Origin of the sequence: Bacillus sp. FSL H8-0492, from assembly GCF_038006145.1 — a bacterium.
Lineage (GTDB): Bacteria > Bacillota > Bacilli > Bacillales > Bacillaceae_G > Bacillus_A > Bacillus_A mycoides.
Genome location: NZ_JBBOUP010000001.1, coordinates 2,857,134 through 2,877,891 on the forward strand (window position 1 = coordinate 2,857,134; position 20,758 = coordinate 2,877,891).

The 20,758-nt window shown below is 33.9% G+C and carries 16 protein-coding genes, 3 pseudogenes, 1 riboswitch and 2 other annotated features; of the genes and pseudogenes, 6 read left to right on the top strand and 13 right to left on the bottom strand.

The annotated features are described in order from the left end of the window. The first annotated feature begins 82 nt into the window (after positions 1 to 82). Entirely contained in the window at positions 83 to 733 is a 651-nt protein-coding gene (locus MHH66_RS14725; RefSeq protein ID WP_061688776.1) for an SMI1/KNR4 family protein, read from the top strand. A 97-nt stretch (positions 734 to 830) separates the two neighbouring features. Here the strand turns inward: MHH66_RS14725 and MHH66_RS14730 are convergent, their stop codons facing one another. Beyond that, on the bottom strand, positions 831 to 1,697 hold the full coding sequence (locus MHH66_RS14730; protein ID WP_078185815.1) for an MBL fold metallo-hydrolase: 867 nt from the start codon (positions 1,695 to 1,697) through the stop codon (positions 831 to 833). Positions 1,698 to 2,083: 386 nt separating this feature from the next. Then, positions 2,084 to 3,397, bottom strand: coding sequence for a hemolysin family protein (locus MHH66_RS14735; RefSeq protein ID WP_078185816.1), 1,314 nt, complete (start codon positions 3,395 to 3,397; stop codon positions 2,084 to 2,086). A gap of 470 nt (positions 3,398 to 3,867) precedes the next feature. Between MHH66_RS14735 and MHH66_RS14740 the strand changes: the two are divergent. Continuing rightward, positions 3,868 to 3,969: pseudogene (locus tag MHH66_RS14740) on the top strand (ArsR/SmtB family transcription factor); the annotation flags it as partial. 11 nt (positions 3,970 to 3,980) lie between these two features. On the opposite strand, the gene MHH66_RS14745 reads toward MHH66_RS14740, so the two are convergent. Then, a complete protein-coding gene (locus MHH66_RS14745) occupies positions 3,981 to 4,679 on the bottom strand; it encodes a DUF7003 family protein (protein ID WP_234803755.1) in 699 nt (232 codons plus the stop codon). A gap of 349 nt (positions 4,680 to 5,028) precedes the next feature. Then, a pseudogene (locus MHH66_RS14750) lies at positions 5,029 to 5,394 on the bottom strand (SAM-dependent methyltransferase); the annotation flags it as partial. A gap of 107 nt (positions 5,395 to 5,501) precedes the next feature. Here MHH66_RS14750 and MHH66_RS14755 point away from each other — a divergent pair. After that, complete coding sequence (locus MHH66_RS14755) at positions 5,502 to 6,239, top strand: ZIP family metal transporter (protein WP_078185832.1); 738 nt, start codon at positions 5,502 to 5,504, stop codon at positions 6,237 to 6,239. A gap of 82 nt (positions 6,240 to 6,321) precedes the next feature. Then, a complete protein-coding gene (locus MHH66_RS14760) occupies positions 6,322 to 8,022 on the top strand; it encodes a pyruvate oxidase (protein ID WP_078185819.1) in 1,701 nt (566 codons plus the stop codon). 44 nt (positions 8,023 to 8,066) lie between these two features. Here MHH66_RS14760 and MHH66_RS14765 read toward each other — a convergent pair. The 5 genes and pseudogenes from MHH66_RS14765 to MHH66_RS14785 form a co-directional block, all read right to left on the bottom strand. Continuing rightward, positions 8,067 to 9,070: pseudogene (locus tag MHH66_RS14765) on the bottom strand (ABC transporter permease). A gap of 1 nt (position 9,071) precedes the next feature. Beyond that, positions 9,072 to 9,938 (bottom strand): ABC transporter permease subunit, encoded by an 867-nt coding sequence (locus MHH66_RS14770; RefSeq protein WP_078185820.1) that lies wholly within the window; start codon positions 9,936 to 9,938, stop codon positions 9,072 to 9,074. A gap of 56 nt (positions 9,939 to 9,994) precedes the next feature. After that, positions 9,995 to 11,257 carry an MFS transporter gene (locus MHH66_RS14775; protein ID WP_016102053.1) on the bottom strand — a complete coding sequence of 421 codons (1,263 nt, stop codon included), beginning with the start codon at positions 11,255 to 11,257 and terminating at the stop codon, positions 9,995 to 9,997. A gap of 161 nt (positions 11,258 to 11,418) precedes the next feature. Beyond that, entirely contained in the window at positions 11,419 to 13,302 is a 1,884-nt protein-coding gene (locus MHH66_RS14780; RefSeq protein WP_078185821.1) for an ABC transporter permease, read from the bottom strand. A 12-nt stretch (positions 13,303 to 13,314) separates the two neighbouring features. After that, complete coding sequence (locus MHH66_RS14785; RefSeq protein ID WP_000106429.1) at positions 13,315 to 14,082, bottom strand: ABC transporter ATP-binding protein; 768 nt, start codon at positions 14,080 to 14,082, stop codon at positions 13,315 to 13,317. 388 nt (positions 14,083 to 14,470) lie between these two features. On the opposite strand from MHH66_RS14785, the gene MHH66_RS14790 reads away from it, so the two are divergent. Both MHH66_RS14790 and MHH66_RS14795 read left to right on the top strand, forming a co-directional pair. After that, on the top strand, positions 14,471 to 14,953 hold the full coding sequence (locus MHH66_RS14790; RefSeq protein WP_016102056.1) for a DUF2975 domain-containing protein: 483 nt from the start codon (positions 14,471 to 14,473) through the stop codon (positions 14,951 to 14,953). Positions 14,954 to 14,963: 10 nt separating this feature from the next. Further along, positions 14,964 to 15,182, top strand: a complete 219-nt coding sequence (locus MHH66_RS14795) for a helix-turn-helix domain-containing protein (protein ID WP_002141696.1) — start codon at positions 14,964 to 14,966, stop codon at positions 15,180 to 15,182. Between the two features lie 165 nt (positions 15,183 to 15,347). On the opposite strand, the gene thrS is transcribed toward MHH66_RS14795, so the two are convergent. From thrS to MHH66_RS14820, 4 genes are all read right to left on the bottom strand, one after another. Further along, positions 15,348 to 17,267, bottom strand: a complete 1,920-nt coding sequence (gene thrS / locus MHH66_RS14800; RefSeq protein ID WP_078185822.1) for a threonine--tRNA ligase — start codon at positions 17,265 to 17,267, stop codon at positions 15,348 to 15,350. 44 nt (positions 17,268 to 17,311) lie between these two features. Next, positions 17,312 to 17,534 (bottom strand) — a binding site (T-box leader). A 37-nt stretch (positions 17,535 to 17,571) separates the two neighbouring features. Further along, positions 17,572 to 17,797 (bottom strand) — a binding site (T-box leader). A 122-nt stretch (positions 17,798 to 17,919) separates the two neighbouring features. Then, complete coding sequence (locus MHH66_RS14805; RefSeq protein WP_002200551.1) at positions 17,920 to 18,627, bottom strand: pseudouridine synthase; 708 nt, start codon at positions 18,625 to 18,627, stop codon at positions 17,920 to 17,922. A gap of 444 nt (positions 18,628 to 19,071) precedes the next feature. After that, positions 19,072 to 19,437 carry a VOC family protein gene (locus MHH66_RS14815; protein ID WP_078185823.1) on the bottom strand — a complete coding sequence of 122 codons (366 nt, stop codon included), beginning with the start codon at positions 19,435 to 19,437 and terminating at the stop codon, positions 19,072 to 19,074. Positions 19,438 to 19,536: 99 nt separating this feature from the next. Next, on the bottom strand, positions 19,537 to 20,166 hold the full coding sequence (locus MHH66_RS14820) for a YdbC family protein (protein WP_078185824.1): 630 nt from the start codon (positions 20,164 to 20,166) through the stop codon (positions 19,537 to 19,539). Between the two features lie 432 nt (positions 20,167 to 20,598). Further along, positions 20,599 to 20,718, top strand: a riboswitch (glycine riboswitch). Positions 20,719 to 20,758: the final 40 nt, after the last annotated feature.

Below are 20,758 nucleotides of genomic sequence, written 5' to 3' on the forward strand. Positions count from 1 at the left end.
AATCACTCCTAAAAGTTAGAAACCCAAACGAAAAGTATATTAAGAATGATATACTTTAATTAATATAACATGGGGTGATATGATGGATTACGAGTTACTAAAAGAAAGAATAGAAATAATAACTTCTAGAATTAAAGAAATAGGCGGTGAAGTTCAAGAAGTTTGTATAGATGAACCATCTTCTCTTGAAAAGATAATCCAAGCGGAAAAAAAACTTGGTGTTAAATTACCAAATAGTTTCAAAAAAGTACTTTTAGAGTTCTCAGGAAATTTTAGCTTACGCTGGTTTTTACCTGACGATATGGAGCTACCAAATGAATTTCGTGAAATTTTTTGCGGAACACCCCACTGGAGTTTAGAAAGTCTTTCTGAGTTTGAAAAAGAACGAAAAGACTGGATTGACACGGTTTTTCCAAATCCTGAAGATGAATATGATATAGTGTGGCATAATAAATTAGCATTTTGTGAAGTGGGCAATGGGGATTATTTAGCATTTGATATGCAAGATAATATAGATGCTCCGATAATTTACCTAAGTCACGAGGATGGAGAAGGACATGGATATAAGATTGCGAATAATTTCATTGAATTCATTGATAATTGGTCAAGAATAGCTTTTGTAGGATGCGAGGATTGGCAGTGGTTACCGTTCGCAACCAGTCTTGAAAGTGGTGTAAACCCAGATGATGAGCCAGCAAAAAGATTTAGAAATTGGTTGGGACTGGATATTTAATTATTAAAAAGAGTATTGAATTAACTTTCAATACTCTTTTTGTACAGTTTAATTATATTCAAATCAGAATAAGCTTCAATCTGATTTGAGTTAGGTTTTACAGATTAACCATTTCATAACCATTTACAAAGTACGTTATTGTTTCTAGCTCATCTTCATTTAATTCTCTATCTAGTTCTTGTTTATATGCTGCCTTTATCTTCTCTTCATCGCCTTTATGAGTTTCCGTATAAGTTCCTACTGTTTTTAATAAACGAATCTCTCGCAAAAATTCATTTCGATCTATAGCTTCCCCATGTGAAAGAATATAGGTCTCGGCATCAAATTTCTCTAATTCTTGTATCAGTTTAAACGTTCGTTTCGTTGTATAGTTCCGCTTTGCAGAAAAGATATCTGCATATATACAGTCTCCTAAAAACAAAATCTTTTCTTCTTTAATATAAATAACAACAGAGTCATGTGAATGGTCTCCGCCCACATGCTCTAACACACATGTCATATCACCAAGGTCTAATTCAAGTTGTTTCTGAAAGGTTAAGGCCGGCGGAAGAATTTGAATATTTCTTGGTTTTTCACTGAACTCTTTTTTTATACAGTCCGCACAAAATTCAATTTCTGTACCTTCTTTCACTCGTGCGTCCAATGCCTCATCCGACCACTCATAAGAAACAAGTGTGTTCATCTCTTTTTTTGTTTCAAAATGTGCGATAGACAATGCATTTTGTAATACAGGCAATCCAAAAATATGATCCCAGTGCCAATGCGTTAATGCTACAAAATCAGGATTTGAGATATTTTGCTCTTTTAGCATTTCTAAAAACAATTGTGTATGTGCTTCTGAATTACCTGCATCTATCATCAAAGTCTTTTCTTTTCCAACTACCATTCCTAAGATAGGTCTATCAGTCTCGGAAACAGGTGTCATGTACCAAAATGCGTTTCCTATTTTTTTAATTTGCTGCATAACTATTGCCTCCATTTTATGAGTATGTAAAAATTTCCAGCCGAGAAAATTCTTTATTTTGTATTTTGATTACTATTAAATAACAATGTCAGAAATAAAATCATTCTACATTTTTTATTATCTAGTGAAATACAAATACTAATTTTGACAAGGGAATCCTTTCTCAACATTTGTTACTTTTAATCTATTTTACGCTACGAATTTACATTTAAATTATATTACAATTTGTATAAATGAGATACATTTTACAATATCGAAGGAGTGTTGAACCTGGAATGCAAAGGAACCAATCATTCCCTATTTCGGTAATGTGTTAACAGGTAAAAAGTTGATCAATGAATTTAATAAGGAGGGCTACCATGTTATCAATTGAATAAAAGCAGCAACTATACAGTTGCTGCTTCCAACATTTCTTTTTGTATTTCAACACGTTTGATTTGGTGAGGGTCTTTAGAAAGAATTTTAAATGCATATCCTTCGCTATTCACTGTTTGCCCTTCTTGGATATCATAATTCTGCATCAGAATCCAACCACCAATCGTGTCAACATCACTATCATTCATATGTAATCCTAGTAAATCATTTAATTCGCTAATTAATACTTTACCTTCTACGACAACATGACCTTCATTCATTTGCTGGATGGGCGGACGCTCATCTTCATCGTATTCATCACGTATTTCTCCTACAATCTCTTCCAGTATATCCTCAATGGTTACAATACCAGCCGTACCGCCGTATTCATCATATAACACAGCCAACGGAATACGTTTCTTTTGCATTTGTAGTAAAAGACTATGTATTGGTATGGTCTCAATTACTTCAATTACTGGACGCGTATACGATTGAATAGAATTGAATTCTTTTATTTCCTTATTCATATAACGAATAAAGAAGTCTTTCACATTCACCATGCCAATGATTTCATCTTTATCTTCCCCAAATACTGGGTAACGTGTATACTTTTCATCACGGATTATTTTCATATGGTCTGCTAAAGAATTATCTACATGTAACCCTATAATTTCTGTACGGGGGACCATGATTTCTTTCGCAATACGATTATCAAATTCAAAAATATTATTTACATATTTGTATTCAGCTTGATTAATTTCTCCACGTTCATAACTTTCAGAAAGAATCAATCGTAATTCTTCTTCTGTATGTGCTACATCATGCTCTGATGCAGGTTTTAAGCCGAACATTCCTGTTATCATCCTTGCAGAGCCATTTAACAAGCGAATAAACGGATACATGATTTTGTAGAACCAGATAAGCGGAGCCGAAAGTAATAAAGTAACCTTCTCAGCCTTTTGAATCGCGAATGTTTTTGGTGCTAATTCACCAACTACAACATGTAAGTACGTCATAATAGTAAAAGCAATTCCTAAAGATAATACACCTGCAATGGAAGGATTGATGTTCCACTTATCAAATAAAGGATGTAAAAGTCTCTCAATCGTTGGTTCACCTAGTGCCCCGAGTCCCATTGCTGTAACTGTAATCCCTAATTGACAAGCTGACAAATACTCATCCAAGTTTGATGTCACTTTCTTAGCTGCCAGCGCACCCTTCTTTCCTTCTAATACAAATTGATCAATCTTTGATCCTCTTACTTTTACAATAGCAAACTCAATTGCTACGAAAAATGCAGTACATGCGATTAACACCACTACCATGATTAAATTAAATATGTCCAACTAATTCCCTTAGCTTCCTTGAAACTAAAGGATTCACCTCCTGATATATTTTCTCTTTCCAGACCTACTTCATACACATTTTGAGATTGTATAAAATCTACATTCTCAAAATGATGAGGGGTACTCTGAGAAAATCGAGGTCATTTAGCCACCTATCCGAGTCAACATCTGAGTCCAATACATTTCCACCGCCTTGATTAAATTATCTATATGTTAGCATGAGAAATAAATCCCAGTCAACGTTTACATTTTGTATACCCTGAAATTCAAACAAAAAGCTTCTCTTTCCTGTGACATAAAACCGCTTAATGTGTGCATCAAACACTATAACATTTCCTTCGCTGCCACTAACTATATTATTTTTTTGTTCATTTTTTACATTCCTTCTCACATTAAAAATAAAGCGAAGAAACATTTATCAATCTTTTTTTAAAATATTTTGACACACATATTAATAATAACTAATACGATTGTTCAACTCAAATGATTTAGATGTGAAAGCGAAGTTCATACATGGCTTTACCGATAAAATAATGTTACAAATGCTTCAATGTATCATAGGTGGGGAAAAACAGTTTCTTATTTAAATGTCATTCTCTTCTTGTTTTTCAAAATCACTCCATGTCCAATTGGTCCAATCATTATTTACTTTCCCTACAGTTATCAAATTCACATTATTTAATTCAATCGCTTTAGCTAAACTTTGAAAGAATATGCTCTCACTCGGTTTTTGATCATCACTTATATCAGGATGTTCCCATTCTTCTGTTTGATAAAATAGCTTTGGTTTAAATTCTGCATTGGTTTCATCTAATATGTCCGAGGGATTTACCCAGAATTTCTCCTTATATTTAGAAGTTAAAAAACGAATAAGTTTGGTAGGATGAAATAAATCTGTTTCAATTCCTAAACGCTTATACTCTTCTACAGTTGGTGTTAAAGTGATACGTTCTCCTTTCAAAAGTAACTCCATATGAAAAGGATCTACAAGGAAATGATCTTCATCATCGTACCAATATTCTTCATTTACAAGCGTTAAGATTTCATCGAAACATGAAAAGAATCCTTGCTGTCTCATACTATTACTATACACATAGAAGTTATTCGATATCTCAAGGTTTGCATCAACGCCCACAACCTCAAATACAACGAGCCACTTGTCTTCCTCTCGAAAAACAGATATTCTGGATTGTGCTAAGTCAAAATTATAGTTATCAAGTACTGGAAAATCAAACTCCTCCGCGTACCTATCTAGTGTTTCAAGTGTTTTTTCTGCTTTCATAACATTACTCTCCATAAAGTTAGTATAGTAAATTTTTATTACATTCGTTTTTCTTTATTTAACTCATAAACATTATCTAAATACCAGGACATTTTTTTATGGCCCTCTAAACTGGCAACCATCCAGTTTTGTTTATTTGTATATTATATAAAACTCTAATGGCTCAGTAAACAACATTTGATTATGACCTTACCGCTCATTTTCTTTATACACAGTCCCCACCATAGCACTCCACTGCAGCTCCTCTTATTCTTCCTTACAATTAAAACAAAGACACATAGTCTATTGTTAATGTGAAATACAGTTTGATCATTTTTTCTAATAACTTACTATATAACAATCAGCATCCCTATCTTTTCTTCTGGCAAACTACCACCATAGAATAACAATCCTCCTGCAACTTATTCCCATCCCAATCATTATATATATGTAACAATTCAAACCCATTCGCTACTAGTAATCTTTCTAATTCTTGTGGATACGTATACCGAAGATCTATTGTTGTTTTCAGTTCCTCTACTAGCGCATTATCCTCATAAAACCTTCTTGTTGTTATGTAGTACTGTATTTGTTGAATTGAATCATAATTCATCTCAGTATATAAATCACATCTTCTTCCCTGTTCATCTGTAATAGTTGTCCAATATTCTTCTGTAGATGGTTGTATTAATTCTTCCTTTGACGGAAAACGTGTATCAAATATGAATATACCATTAAATAAATTTACAGTTTTTTCTCTATAATTAGTCATAATAATTTGGACTAATCTCCCTCCCCCATTAGTAAGCTGAAAATAAGGGGATAGAATTGGAGTGTGATGATATGGAACGTTTATGGATTCCTATAATCGTTACGTTTTTTTCGTTCGGTGGATTACTATTAGGAGGTGCTGTTGGAGTAGCAACACGCCAACTAATTGAAGAAAAGATGCATCGCTTATACGCATTATGTGGTGGGATTTTGCTTGGGCTTTTATCATTTGAAATTATTCCTGAAACATTTTCAAGCTATGAAATAATTGGGCCTATGCTCGGTATAGCTATCGGTATTTTAGTTATGAGCTTATTAGATAACTATTGTCATCATCCGATTATACATAAGAAAGATCAACAAGCATGGCAAACCTTCCTTTTTCTTTCTTTCGCTATATTCATTCATAATATGCCGAGTGGATTTGCGTTAGGAACAGCGTTTATAAATCATAATGACTCTGCCATTCCTTTCTTACTTGCGATTGTCATTCACCATATTCCAGAAGGGTTAGCTTTAATTATTCCATTTCTTTTTACAAAACATAAATACATTTCATTTTTATTAACAACTTTATTACTTTCTCTTATCCTAGGGACCGGTACTGTTTTTGGCATTATGATGGACGGGAAAGCTCTCCATTTACAAGGACTTATTATGGGAAGCGCAATTGGTTCTCTTGGCTATGTCACAATTCACGAAATGCTTTGGAAAGCAAAAAAACAGCTATCTCTCCTTCCGTTTCTATCGTGGTCTATTAGTGGATTTTTACTAATAACAGTCTTCACTCTTTTCACTGGACATCATTAAAACAAATAAGTTATATCATTTGTATATTTTTCCTTTTTCTCCAAAACATAATAGTATCTACCTATTATAAGGAGGAACGATTATGTTTGGAAAAACAGCCGGTGAAGCATTAGTGGACCTTTTAATTGACTGGGGTGTAGAACACATATATGGTATGCCTGGAGATTCCATTAATTCTATTATTGAAGCTTTAAGAAAAAAACAAGATAAAATTAAATTTATTCAAGTTCGCCATGAAGAAGCTGGTGCGTTAGCAGCGGCAGCCTATGCGAAATTAACAGGAAAACTTGGTGTTTGTATGGCTATTGCAGGACCTGGAGCGATTCATTTATTAAATGGTTTATACGATGCAAAACTCGATCAAGCTCCCGTACTAGCAATTTCAGGACAAGTAGAAAGCGATTTACTCGGAACGGATTTTTTCCAAGAAGTAAACTTAGAAAGAATGTTTGATGATGTTGCGGTTTATAACCAACGAATAATGTCAGCTGAACAGTTACCTGCTGTAGTGAATCAAGCGATTCGAATGGCATATACAAAAAAAGGTGTCTCTGTTCTTACAATTCCAGATGATGTTCCAAAATTTGAAGTGAAAAATGGTGCGCGCATTACAAACTCTTCCTTTACATTACCAGAAATATTTCCGCAAGAAGAAGATTTAGCTGTAGCGAAACTCGCACTTAATGAAGCGAAAAAACCTGTTATTTTAGCCGGGAAAGGAGCTAAACATGCGAGAGAGTCTTTACTTGCATTTGCAGAACATATCGGTGCTCCAATCGTACTTACATTACCAGCTAAAGGGATTGTTCCTGATGAACACCCTCTTTGTATCGGTGGATTAGGATTAATCGGGACGAAACCTTCTTATGAAGCAATGAAGCATGCAGATACTTTAATTATGGTTGGTACTTCTTATCCGTTCACTGGTTTCTTACCCGAAAAAGCAAAAACACTTCATATTGATACAGACCCTGCACAAATCGGGAAGCGTTATACGACAGATATCGGCTTAGCTGGTGATGCTGATAAAACATTAAAATGGTTAATTGAAAATGTAGAAAAACACGAGGAGCATTCCTTCTTAGAGCATCATCAAGAAATGATGAAAAAGTGGGAAGAAAAATTACACACTCAAGAAGAAGATTCTTCTACTCCAATTAAACCACAACGAGTTATGCACGCACTGCAACAAGTAGCCGAAGATGATGCAATTCTTTCAGTAGATGTCGGAAATATAACAGTGTGGACAGCAAGGCACTTCCGTATGACAAACCAGAAATTTATCATTTCTAGCTGGCTTGCAACACTTGGCTGTGGTTTACCTGGTGCACTTGCTGGACAAATTGCTTTCCCGAATAAACAAGTGTTTGCAGTTTGTGGTGACGGCGGGTTTGGAATGACAATGAATGACTTCGTAACAGCTGTTAAATATAAACTGCCAATCGTTGTCGTCGTATTAAATAATAATAAAATCGCCATGATTAAATTCGAACAAGAGGTTATGGGTAATATCGAATTTGGTACAGACTTAACGAATCCTGATTTTGCAAAATACGCAGAGGCTTGCGGTGGTATTGGATATCGAGTTGAAAATTCAGATGAACTACTCCCCGCTTTTGAAAACGCAGTAAAACAAAATAAACCATGTATTATTGATGTAGTAGTAGATGTAAATGAAGCACCAATGCCAGCAAAAATCACATTTGGTCAAGCAGCTGGTTATACGAAACATATGATAAAGGAATTATTTGAAGAAGGTAAGATTGATTTACCACCACTTTAAACAAAAAAGATAGCTGAAAACAATTTGTCTTCAGCTATCTTTCTTTATTTTTGTACCTCTCTATGAAATGAAAAATCATTCACGGTAGGCTGTATTTGTTTCTCTACTTTCACCTCTTCCTTCTTCTGTTTCGCTCTTCTAACATTTCCTAATTTAATCGCACCTTGCATACTATTACTAATAAGATTTCCTGACAAAATTGTCATACTATAGAAAGCGATTGGTATAAGTACAATCCATGTATGAGTAGTTAAGTGACGGAAGTTTTGACCAATTAACCCTGTCCACTCTTTTGTTACACTATCTGCATCTATACCGCCAAAAATTATTGTTCCGCCAAAAAATAATCGCAACAAACCAAGATGCAAGAGGAGTAATAAAGTACTTACAAATTGCTGGGCTACTAATAAAAGAAATGATGGTAACATATGCGGCCATACATGGCGTCTCAACCTCTGCCACTTACTTCCGCCTAGCACAGTGGCCGCCAACATAAATTCTTCATTCTTAATACGTTTTACTTCTTGCGCCACGTACAACATAACAGTCGGTACAGCAAGGCACGCAAGAACTATAATTTGAAACGCAACCCGTAAATGAAACGGAGCAGCAGCCTCTCCACTTTCGAACATTAAAACTGCATTTAACATAAAATAGGAAATCATAATCATTGGTACAATACTAAACGGATCAAAAAAAGATGAGATTACTGGAAATGAGCGTTTACTGTACATACCAAGTAATAAACCAATAGCTCCTCCAATTACTACACGTAAAACTGCGATAACGACACTTGCACCAACTGTCCATTTCGCTCCTTCTATTATTAACTGGAACAGGTCACGGCCTTTCTCATCAGTTCCAAACCAAAATTTACTCGACGGTGAAAACGGAGCAGCCTCTAATTCTCCTTTTTCGTTATACATCATCGTTAGTTCACGAATATTCCCATCGAAAAACAGCGTATTTCCAATACTAACAATCATTAGTACACTCAAAAAGTAACACCTAGCCAAAATCTCACATCTCTTTTTACAACTTGCCACATGTTACACACGCTCCTTTATAACATTTTGTAAAAGCGTATGTAATAAACGAAATAGTATAAAAAGCGGTACGTATAATAAAACTAAACTCACTGTAAATATTTCTAATTTCGAATTTTCTTTCACGAAAACGAACATACCGTACGTATTAAACAGCCATTCAATAATATATAAGTTTGATAACATAAATAAAATATTCGTTTTTGCATAATAGACTGTTGTTAACAGGACATTTCTTGAAATATGGTGCGTCAAAATATGTCTTAAACTTAGCCCTTTACTCTTAGCAAATATACTATAATCTTTCTCTAATTCTTCTCTGAAACGTAATAGTAGTAACTTAATAAATAATAATGTTGTAGGTAAAGTAAGACATATTATTGGTAACAGGCGAGCCCTTTCCTCTCCAAGTCCTGCAAATTTCACTGGCATAAAACCTGTCTTTTGAAAGATTATTACTACTAGAAGTTGAGATAATAAAATTAATAAAATGTCCGGAATACTTTCAAGTGCGACGAAAATACCATTCCACACACGTTGCTTTGATTGAGAGCGCTGTAATACCCACACAACGATAAGATACGCAATGAGTAAAGATAGTATAAATGCCGAAATAAATACAAACATTGTTTCTACATAATGAATCCATATTTGTGGAAATAACTTTCTTGAATTCCGAAATCCATACGTAATTTCACCTGGTTGAAGTAACTTCTCTCCAAGAAACACAACTGTGTTCCAAAAACCGATTAAATCAATTTGTAATCCCTTAAATAAACGCGGTAGTGCCCCTAAAAATAGAATACAAATAAGCGCCGCAAATAATTGTAAACAAGTAACCCCACACCATTTAGCAACTCGCATCAACATTACTCTATCCCCCTTGTCATTCGATAGAATATTCAGAAACCAAAAACCTACATATGTTACATCTCTTCAGCTATACATTGCACTTGCTTCTTCCCACTAGGTAAAATAGCTTGATATAAACACGTAACTAAAAATAATAAACCAAATAAAATAATATACAATGTATCTGCACCAATCCATTTTGGGAATAACATCGCTATCGCACCGAGAGATAACAGCTGGAATCCTGTCGTTAATGGACTAAGTAAACTTTGAACACGTCCCATGAATGACTCTTCTACAATTTCATACATCCAGCCCGATATTGCAACATTAATAAATGGTAAAAAGAAAGTCGCAAAAGCGATACATAGATAAAAAGACCATACGTGATTTACAAAGTAACACATACCGAAGAAGACCCCAGAGCCCGCCATCCCAAATACAATAATAGATTTTGGTGCATATTTCTTACCTATACTCGTTGCTACTATACTTCCAATTAGTAATGAGATTCCTCCAACTACTCCACCAACCATTGCTAAGCTTTCATATGTTGCTGGCGCTAATTTGTATTTTAATATGTAAGTAGTGGATACGCTTAAAATACCATTTAATAATCCAAATACGATAAATCCTAAAAGTAATTTTTTTAAAGTTTCATTTTGGTATATATACTTAATCCCTCCTTTAAACTCTGTTATTAACATCTTCAAATTAACTTCTTTCCATTTTGTTCTACCATTTGGCAAACGAACTTTTTCTGGAATCGAGATCGTTTGTATCAAAATACCACTCGCAATAAAGGTGAGCGTATTTACTAAAATGCTCCCGTAAATTCCAAAAGTCCAATACACCATCGTTGCAATTCCTACACCAAATAAAGCATATAAACTATTTACCATTTGATTAATACCTGCCGCTGCACCGTATTGGTCTGATTCTACTACTCCCTGTATCATTGCCTGTTCTGATGGAGAGAAAAATTGGATACATGCATTTTCCAAAAATAAAAATATAAAGACTAGTATGATCATCCCGTAATAAAGCGAAATTAGAATTCCGATATTACAAATTGAACAACATATATTACTTACCGTACAAATACGTTGTCTATCAAATCGATCCACTACTGTCCCTACTAATAAAAAAAAGATTAGTGCAGGTAATGCAATCATAATTTGCGTCATCGTTGCGTAAACTGGTTGTTTTCCGTATTGATCTAACAAGTAAAACATTAAAGAAATTCCAGCAATCATAGAACCAAGGCGTTCTAAAATATTCGCTAGAAAAAAGCGTGCATAAACTTTGTTTCGAAATAACTGTAGCATTTCTTTCATACGTAATATCCTTTCTCTCGACAAAATATTATTATTTCAGTCATTTCTCGGAAGTCTTATTATATTTTTTTCGACCATTATCCAATCTTTTCCTTCTTTATAAAGAACATCCTATTGAAAAAGCCCTTGTTTTCATACAAGGACTTTTCCATTAAACTATTTTATTTCGCTACTTCCTCTTTCGGCATTACCATACCTTTATACAATTGAACAGTTATCCAGTAATAGATGAAATAAATGACTAAAAAGATTCCTATTGGCATCCATACTTTTACAAACGGGTCAACTAATATAAAGCTGAATAAATTAAGCCCTACTAAAACATGGGAAATGCCAATGATCGCCGGGAAGATAAATAAATATGAGATTTCTTTATATATACTTTTTGTTAACATAATACGTCTCACACCGATTTTTCGTAGCATTTCATAACGGCGTACATCACGAGAAGCGCCTGTTAATATTTTGAACATAAGAGAACTCGCCATCATTGCTAAAAACGCAATTCCAAGGAAAAATCCCATAAACATTGTTCCGCTCATGAAACTGTTCACGAACTGATAAATTGTCATTTTCGTATATAATTCTACTTTTGTACCTGTTGTTTTTTCAATTTGTTCTTTTTGCCTCTTATCAATTTCTGTCAATAACGGTTTATATTTTTTCATATCATCTACTTTTGCTAATGTTACAGTATGCTCTGTTCCTTGAATTCCTTTGTAATGCTCTTCATCTGCAATTCTTACCGGTTTTCCGTTAAACTGATTATGTGTAATTTGTATCTCTCTTACAACCGCATCTTCCCAATCTTTTGGCATACGAGGAAGCTTATTCGCTACTTCAGGAGCTTCCAAAGCAGAATAGACAGGTTCAGTTAAAGGTGTAGCCACACGTTTACGAGCAGGTTCTTTTAAAGTCTTTGTATCAAAATGATCTGAAATAAGTGGTGGTTTTTCAGTTAAGTCGTTACGTAAATAATAAACCGCTTCTCCATCTACTTTATACTTATACTTGCTTTCTTCAACAATTTCCATTTCTTTTAATGCCGCTTTATCTTGTTCATTTGGATCATGAATTACGACATCATATACACGTGAGAAGTCTGTCATAATGCCTACATTCTTTTGAAACGCCATACCTGCTGTCATTGCACCTGCACCTAATGCAATTAACATCGCTACAGTGCCTAGTACCCTCGATAAACTAGTTACTCGAAAACGTAACTGTGCATAAGTAAAACTATTTAATCCCGTTTCATTTCGTTTTTTATTTCCCTTAATTTTCATTACAAAAAGTGGGAGCAACGAGCTAAAAATGAAATACGTTCCTACTGTCGTAACAATTGTCGCTATTATAAATCCTAGTTCAGCAAACATTTTTATATTCACCATAAAATAGTATCCTGTACTTACTAGCAATACACCTAGTACTGTCATAATAACAGTGCGAGTCTTACTTTTCTTCACCTCATCTTGCGTTTCATCTTCACGTATTAACTCTAATTCTGTTTTACGTAATAATCGGAAACTATTCATTAAACCAGTAATGAAAAATAATATTAAGAAGAAAATAGATGTAACTAATATAGCTGGTGTGTACACAGATGCGTAATTACCTTTTGCTGAAATTTCCATTCCATTCATTAAAAAATTTCCTGCTACACTAGCAAGTACTATTCCTACTAAAATACCGATAATAATACTGACAATCCCCATACCAAAAGTCTCAATAAATAATAATTGCGCTACTTTTTTCTTTTTCGCTCCAAGCATCATGTACATACCGAGTTCTTTTCTTCTTAATGTAAGTAAAAAAGAATTGGCATATATGATGTAAAAAACTGTAATGAAAGAAAGCAATATTGCACCAACCCAAAAGACGAGCCTAATACTACTAATGAGACTATTATCTTTTGTAAATTCACTATTCATCGCCATCGTTTGGAACATGTAGAAAATGCTAATACTAATGACTAGACCAATAAGTAAAACCATATAATCCTTTAACATTTTTTTCATACTATGACGTGATAATTTGAATAACATAGTCTCGCCCCCCTACTTCGACTCAGCAGCTGAGCCCATATGAGCAAGCACACCTAAAATGTCTTGATAGAAATTTTCTCGAGTCCCTTGACGCTTTAACTCTTTATAAAGAAGACCATCTTGAATGAATAAAATACGCTCACAGTAACTTGCACTAAATGCATCGTGTGTAACCATTAAAATACTTACATTGTGATTTTCATGTAAATCTTGCATCGCTTCTAATAAACTTTTTGCATTTTTACTATCAAGTGCTCCTGTTGGTTCATCTGCTAATACGATTGCCGGATTATGTACTAAAGCTCGTGCTGCCGCTGTTCTTTGTTTTTGTCCACCAGAAACAGCAGTCGGATATTTAGTTAAAATTTCAGTAATCCCTAATTTCTTTGCTACTTCATTTACTTTTCCAGTAATCTCACTTGACGGTACGCCTTGCAAGGAAAGTGGTAAAGCGATATTTTCATAAATTGATAAATTTTCTAGTAGATTAAAATCTTGAAAAATAAATCCTAATTTTTGAGAACGAAAATCTGATAATGCATTCCCTTTCATAGAAGTAATATTTGTGCCAGCTATTGTTACACTACCACCTGTCGCTTGATCAAGTGTACTGATCACATTTAGTAATGTCGTTTTACCAGATCCAGATGGACCCATAATCCCTACAAACTCTCCTTCTTTAATACTTAATGAAACACCCCTTAATGCTTTTGACTGATTCTCATTTCTTTTCCCATACGTTTTTTCTACACTTTCTACAGTAACTACATTTGTTGACATCTCTTTCACTCCATCCCTTTTGTATAGTATAAATTTCCCATATATTTCTTATATTTTTCTCATAAAAATTCTTAAGAATTTTTAAATTTTCCAAATGCAGATTGAGATACATAAGAAATACAAACGATTTCTCTGCTTAATATTCTCACTTTTCTAAAATCCCTTCATTCGATTTCCCTTACATTTACCTTACATTTTTGTAAGGTTAAAAAAACAAACCACTTCATAAGAGCATTTCTTTGGAATGAGAAATGCTTTTTATTGTTATCAAAATTTAAAAGATATTTCAATAACAATAATAATGAAATAAAAAACAATATATTTTTATTGCTAAACGATAAATAACATGATAAAATCATGTTGTTATTACATAAGTGAGGTGCTTTTTATGAAACAAGTTACGACACTCTTTTTAAAGCTAGCTATTACTTTTATAGGATTCCCAGTTCTTGCATTGTGCATATTTTTGGTGCCTAAGATTGGGAATTTTGCTGGAGAATTGTATCCAGATATTGCTTATATGAAATCTCTCGTTTTAATCGATATGTACGCGGCAGTGATACCTTTTTACTTTGCTCTGTATCAAGCTTTTAAACTTTTAAGCTATATTGATAAGAACCAAGCGTTCTCGGAATTATCGGTAAAGGCTTTAAAGAATATAAAATACTGTGCCATCACGATCAGTACCTTGTACTTGCTAGGTATGCCACTCTACTATCTCATGGCAAAAAAAATTGATCCTCCAAGTTTCATACCAATCGGATTGACCATCATTTTCGCCTCTATGGTGATCGCCGTTTTTGCTGCTGTTCTCCAAAGGCTTTTACAAGAAGCTATTAATATAAAATCAGAAAATGATTTAACGGTCTGAGGTGGAGAATATGGCAATTATTATTAATATTGATGTGATGTTAGCAAAACGAAAAATGAGCGTAACGGAGCTTTCGGAGAGGGTTGGGATTACGATGGCGAATCTTTCCATTCTGAAAAATGGGAAAGCAAAAGCGGTTCGTTTTTCAACATTAGAAGCGATATGTAAGACTTTAGATTGTCAACCAGGTGATATTTTGGAGTACAAAAGCGACGAATTCACTCAATAAATACAGACAACAACTTTCTTCAACCAATGGGATTAAATAGTGAAATTAAAATGAAGGGATAGCAATTAAGCTATCCCTTCTCTGCGTTTGTTATTGTTATTTAATATATCTTTAATTACTTTAAATTCAGTATTACATATTAATGGTGTGTTTTATTATCAATCTCTATTTCCTATTTTTAATTTCCTCTTTCATACTTTCCACAAACGCATCTAGTTCAACAACTTCTGACTTCTCTTCACCATATTTCCGTACATTTACAGCTTCGCTTTCCATTTCCTTATCCCCAATAACAAGAACATACGGAACTTTTTGCATTTGCGCTTCTCTAATTTTATATCCTAACTTTTCATCTCGTATATCTCGTTCGACACGAATTCCGGCTTGTGCTAATTTATCTGCAATCCTATTTGCATATTTTTCATGCACTGCATTTGAAACTGGAATTACTTTCACTTGAACCGGTGCCACCCATGCCGGGAACGCGCCTCCAAAGTGTTCAATTAATATCGCTAAAAAGCGATCTAAGGATCCTAATACAGCGCGGTGGATTACAACCGGTCTTCTTTTTTCATTATTTTCATCTATATAATTTAAATCAAATTTTTCTGGCATTTGGAAATCAAGTTGGACTGTTCCGCACTGATGACTTCTATTTAAAGCATCTTTAATATGGAAATCAATTTTCGGACCGTAAAATGCACCGTCACCTTCATTTAATCTATATTTATAATCTAATGACTGTAATACATTTTCTAATGCCAATTCTGCTTGCTCCCATAATTTATCATCACCCATTGAATCTTCTGGACGAGTAGAAAGCTCTACTTCATACTCGAAACCAAAAGTTTTATACACATAGTCAATTTGCGCCAACACTGATTTGATTTCATCTTCAATTTGTTCTGGTGTTACAAATAAATGAGCATCATCTTGGCAGAAAGTACGAACTCTTAATAATCCGTTTAAAGCGCCACTAAATTCATGTCGATGCACTTGACCGAACTCACACATACGAATCGGTAATTCACGATAAGAATGTAATTTATTTTTAAACATAAGCATATGGCCTGGGCAATTCATCGGTTTTAACGCAAAACTTTTATGATCTACTTCTGAGAAATACATATTGTCTTTGTAATGTCCCCAGTGTCCTGACTTCTCCCATAATTCTTGATTCATCATAAATGGAGTACGCACTTCTTGATAATTGTACTCATTTTGAATTTCTCTTAAAAATGCTTCTAATTCATTGCGAATAATCTGTCCTTTTGGCAAGTAAAAGGGCATTCCCGGAGCCTCTTCCGAAAACATAAACAATTCAAGTTCACTACCTAATTTCCGATGATTTCTCTTTGCGGCCTCCTCAACAAAATGTAAATACTCTTCTAATTTTTGTTGAGAAGAGAAAGCAACACCATATATACGCTGAAGCACTTGATTGTTACTATCGCCTCGCCAATATGCACCAGAAACATGAGTTAATTGAAATGCTTTCAAATAACCAGTAGATGGCAAATGTGGTCCTCTACATAAATCTACAAATTCACCTTGTTTATAAAGTGTTACACTCTCCCCATTAGGAATTGCTTCTAAAAGCTCTAATTTCAAACTATCATTCATTTCTTGAAACAGTTTTTTTGCTTCTTCTCGAGAGATTTCAACTCGTTCTATCTTTACATTTTCATTTATAATATTTTTCATTTCTTTTTCTATTTTCGGTAAATCTTCTACGTTTACACTACTCGGAAGATCCATGTCATAATAAAATCCATTTTCAATGACTGGCCCTACACCAAGGTTTACATCACCATAAATTCTTTTTACAGCTTGCGCTAATATATGTGCCGCAGAGTGTCTTGCAATTTTTACCCCTTCATCTGAATCCATAGTAATGATTTCAACTTTCGCACTTTCTTCAATGTTTCTTCGTAAATCAAAAGACTTATCATTAACTTTTCCTGCGACTGCTTTCTTTTTCAAGCTACTACTAATTGCCCCAGCAATTTCTTCTAAAGTAATGCCTTTCACAAATTCTTTAACGCTACCATCTGGAAATTTAATTTCGATCATCTGTTTTTTCATTTTTCATCTCTCCATTTCATAATAAAAAGCACACTCATCCCTAAAATAGGGACGAGTGTGCTTTTACCCGTGGTTCCACCCAGATTCCCATCGCAAATATACAATGGCTTCTTTTACGGTAACGTCGTTTACACGGCACTAGATACTTGATTTCCCCAGTGCAGCTCTAAGGTGGTAAGTTATTTTACTGCGTTAGGAAGTTCTCAGCTTTTCTTCCTTCTCTGTATAACCGTTTAAAATAACTCGTGTCCTTTTCTTCGCTTATTATGAAATAAAATATAAAAAAGCATATTCATCCCTAGTAAATAGGGACGAATATGCTTATATTCGTGGTTCCACCCAGATTCCCATCACAAAAAAACATAATGGCTTCTTTTGCGGGTAACGTCGCTTACACGGCACTAGATACTTGATTTCCCCAGTGCAGCTCTAAGGTGGTAAGTTATTTTTCTGCGTTAGGAAGTTCTCAGCTTTACTTCCTTCTCTGTATAACCGTTTAAAATAACTCGTGTCCTTTTCTTTGCTTTTATAATAAATCCATTTATTGTTACTTAATATATCCTATTCAATTCGTTTTTACAAGTGTTAAAAATATATTTTTGGTTGAATAAAAAAGAAACCAAAAACATTTTTTGGTTTCTTTTTCTCTATTTTACCAATCTTGTGGTTCGTAATTTAAGTCTGAAAATAGTCGTTTTTTCTCTTTTTTCGATAAATCTCTCCACTGTCCGACTGGTAAATTATTCAACTCAATATTCATAATTCTCGTACGTTTTAACGTGTATACTTGATAACCTAAAGCTTCACACATACGGCGAATTTGACGATTCAATCCTTGTGTTAAAATAATTTGGAACTCATATTTTGATAACTGTGTAATCTCACAAGGAAGAGTTTTTGTATCTAAAATTTTAACACCTGCTGCCATTTTCTCTAAAAACTCCGGTGTAATCGGCTTATCTACTGAAACGATATATTCTTTCTCATGTTTGTTTTCAGCACGTAAAATCTCATTAACGATATCGCCATCATTCGTTAACAAAATTAAACCGTCTGAGTCTTTATCGAGACGTCCGATGTGATTAATTCGTAAAGGATGATTCACTAAATCGATAATATTACCTTTTACTGCTTTTTCACTTGTACATGTAATACCTACTGGTTTATTTAAAGCGATATACACATGGTCTCGAGCAATACGAAGTTGCTCTCCATTTACTCGTACGTCATCACCTGGATTTACTTGGTCACCAATTTTTGCAACCTTACCGTTAATAATTACTTTTCTCTCGTTAATTAACTTATCTGCTCCACGTCGAGACGCTTTTCCAGCTTCACTAATAAATTTATTGATACGCAAGTTAGGCACATCCTTTTCATAAAAAATTTCAAGCTCACACTGCTTCTACCGTACAATACAAAAGGGTAAGCCTCCTATTATAACTTAAATATATTAACATGAAAGGGTATATGACGTCTTCACTTAATTACATGTTTACACGAAAATAATTGGTCCTCTTTTCCTTTTCACCTCAAACTGTTTAGCAGTCAATAGATCAACCCTTGAATATAACATCATTTATTTACTTTTTTCATAGATAATATACCGATATAAGTTTGATTAATCATGCCTAAATAACTCACAATATGTGAAAAATAAAAAAGAACCCTTTTGAAAATAATCAAAATGGATCCTTCTTCAACTAAACGAATACTAGTTTTTATACAAAAGTGTTCAATAATTATAATCTTTGATAGAAAACATCGTTCAACAAACAAAATAATCTCGAACTCCCCTAATTTTTTACGCTTCACTATTTTCTTCACATACTCCAAAAAGAAGCCCTTGATTATCTATACAATAAGCAAAGTAACCCATATTAGGAATAGCAGTTTTAGGTACAACTACTTGTCCACCATTTTCAATAACTTTATTTATGTACTCATCTACTGAAGGTACTTCAATCGAATTAGTTGTCCTAGTAGCACCATCAGGTGATTTCATTAATCCACCATCGATACCAGGTCTATCACTCTCACCTGTAATTATGAACCAATAGTCATGTGGCCCAGGCATTTTTTCAAACTTCCATCCAAAACTATTTGTATAAAATTGAATAGCTTCTTCAGGGTTTGGGACTTGCAATTCAAATCTTAAAACTTTACTCATTTAAATATCTCCCCTCTTATTCTTGTGCAAAGTAATTATACAAGAACTAATGTTCTGTATCAAATTTTTCGAAATTAGCTACTTTAATAAGTTCTAACTTTATTTAGAAGCGGCAACAGACCATTCTTCCTTCCGAATAACTCTCTTCCCATTTATATTTTCAACATACTCATTTACATTTGCTAACTGATATAACTCTGGGAAAATTTCTTTCATATAGAGTTCATGTGCTATTTCATCTTGCCAATACGTTAATACTATGTAACGATTTTCAGTCTTTAAAGACTTCCCAACAACTCCACCTAACATTCCTTTTGCATTTTCCATTCCTTTATTCCAAATTGTTTCTTGCGTATGTAAAAAATACTTTTCTTTTCCTTCTTTCACATCGCAAATTGCAACTCTTACAAATGACCCTTGTGCAGTTACGTCTTTCAAAGGAGTTTCTGTTATATCATACAACGTTTGAAACATTTCAATATTACAGGAAGTATATGTGCCTTCTTGATTACTATTTAAAAAAATTGTATCATGAGCATCATTCATGAATGATTGATATGCATTTCTATCCTTCCATAAAGTATACACACACGCTTCAGCTTCATTCCACCCACCAAATTGTCCATAGAATCCGTCTAAATACTGTAAATCACGCCATTTTTCTTGTGCATCAGAAAACAATTCCCTTTTCTCTTCTTCCACCTTACAAAATATTGTTTTTAATAGCATTTCTAATCCCCCTTATGATAAGACCCATTTCCCTCTTGTAATAATTTGTTTACATAATAAAATTATGCAAACAAATTATATCTGCTGTTATACTCCATACACAAATAACCATTTTTAGTTACTCTAAATCTATCAAACCACCAAATTGATTTTATTTCAAATAATTCGGAATTTAAAAGGAATGTAATCCTATACAGATTACATCTCACTATTAACTCATTTACTATTTCAAAATAAAAAATGATTGCATTTCACTAATTGTATATCTATAATGTTTTTATTGATTCTATACAGAATCAATGCGTTTAAGTTTTTAATTTTATAATTCGGATGAACCATTCAGGAGAAGGTCTATTGATCTACCGACGGGGCAAAAAGTTGCTGAACCAACTTTGAAACTCTCAGGTCTTGTTTACAAGTAGAACTGCATGGGGACGAATCTCTGGAGAGACTCCCTCTCGCTTAATATAGCGCGGAGGAAAACGAGCACCGAAGGAGCAAATCCGCTAATCTAGCGGATAATCTCTCAGGTAAAAGGACAGAGACAAGCGAAAGAAAATGCCGATTTGTATCGGTTTATTTTTCTATCCCT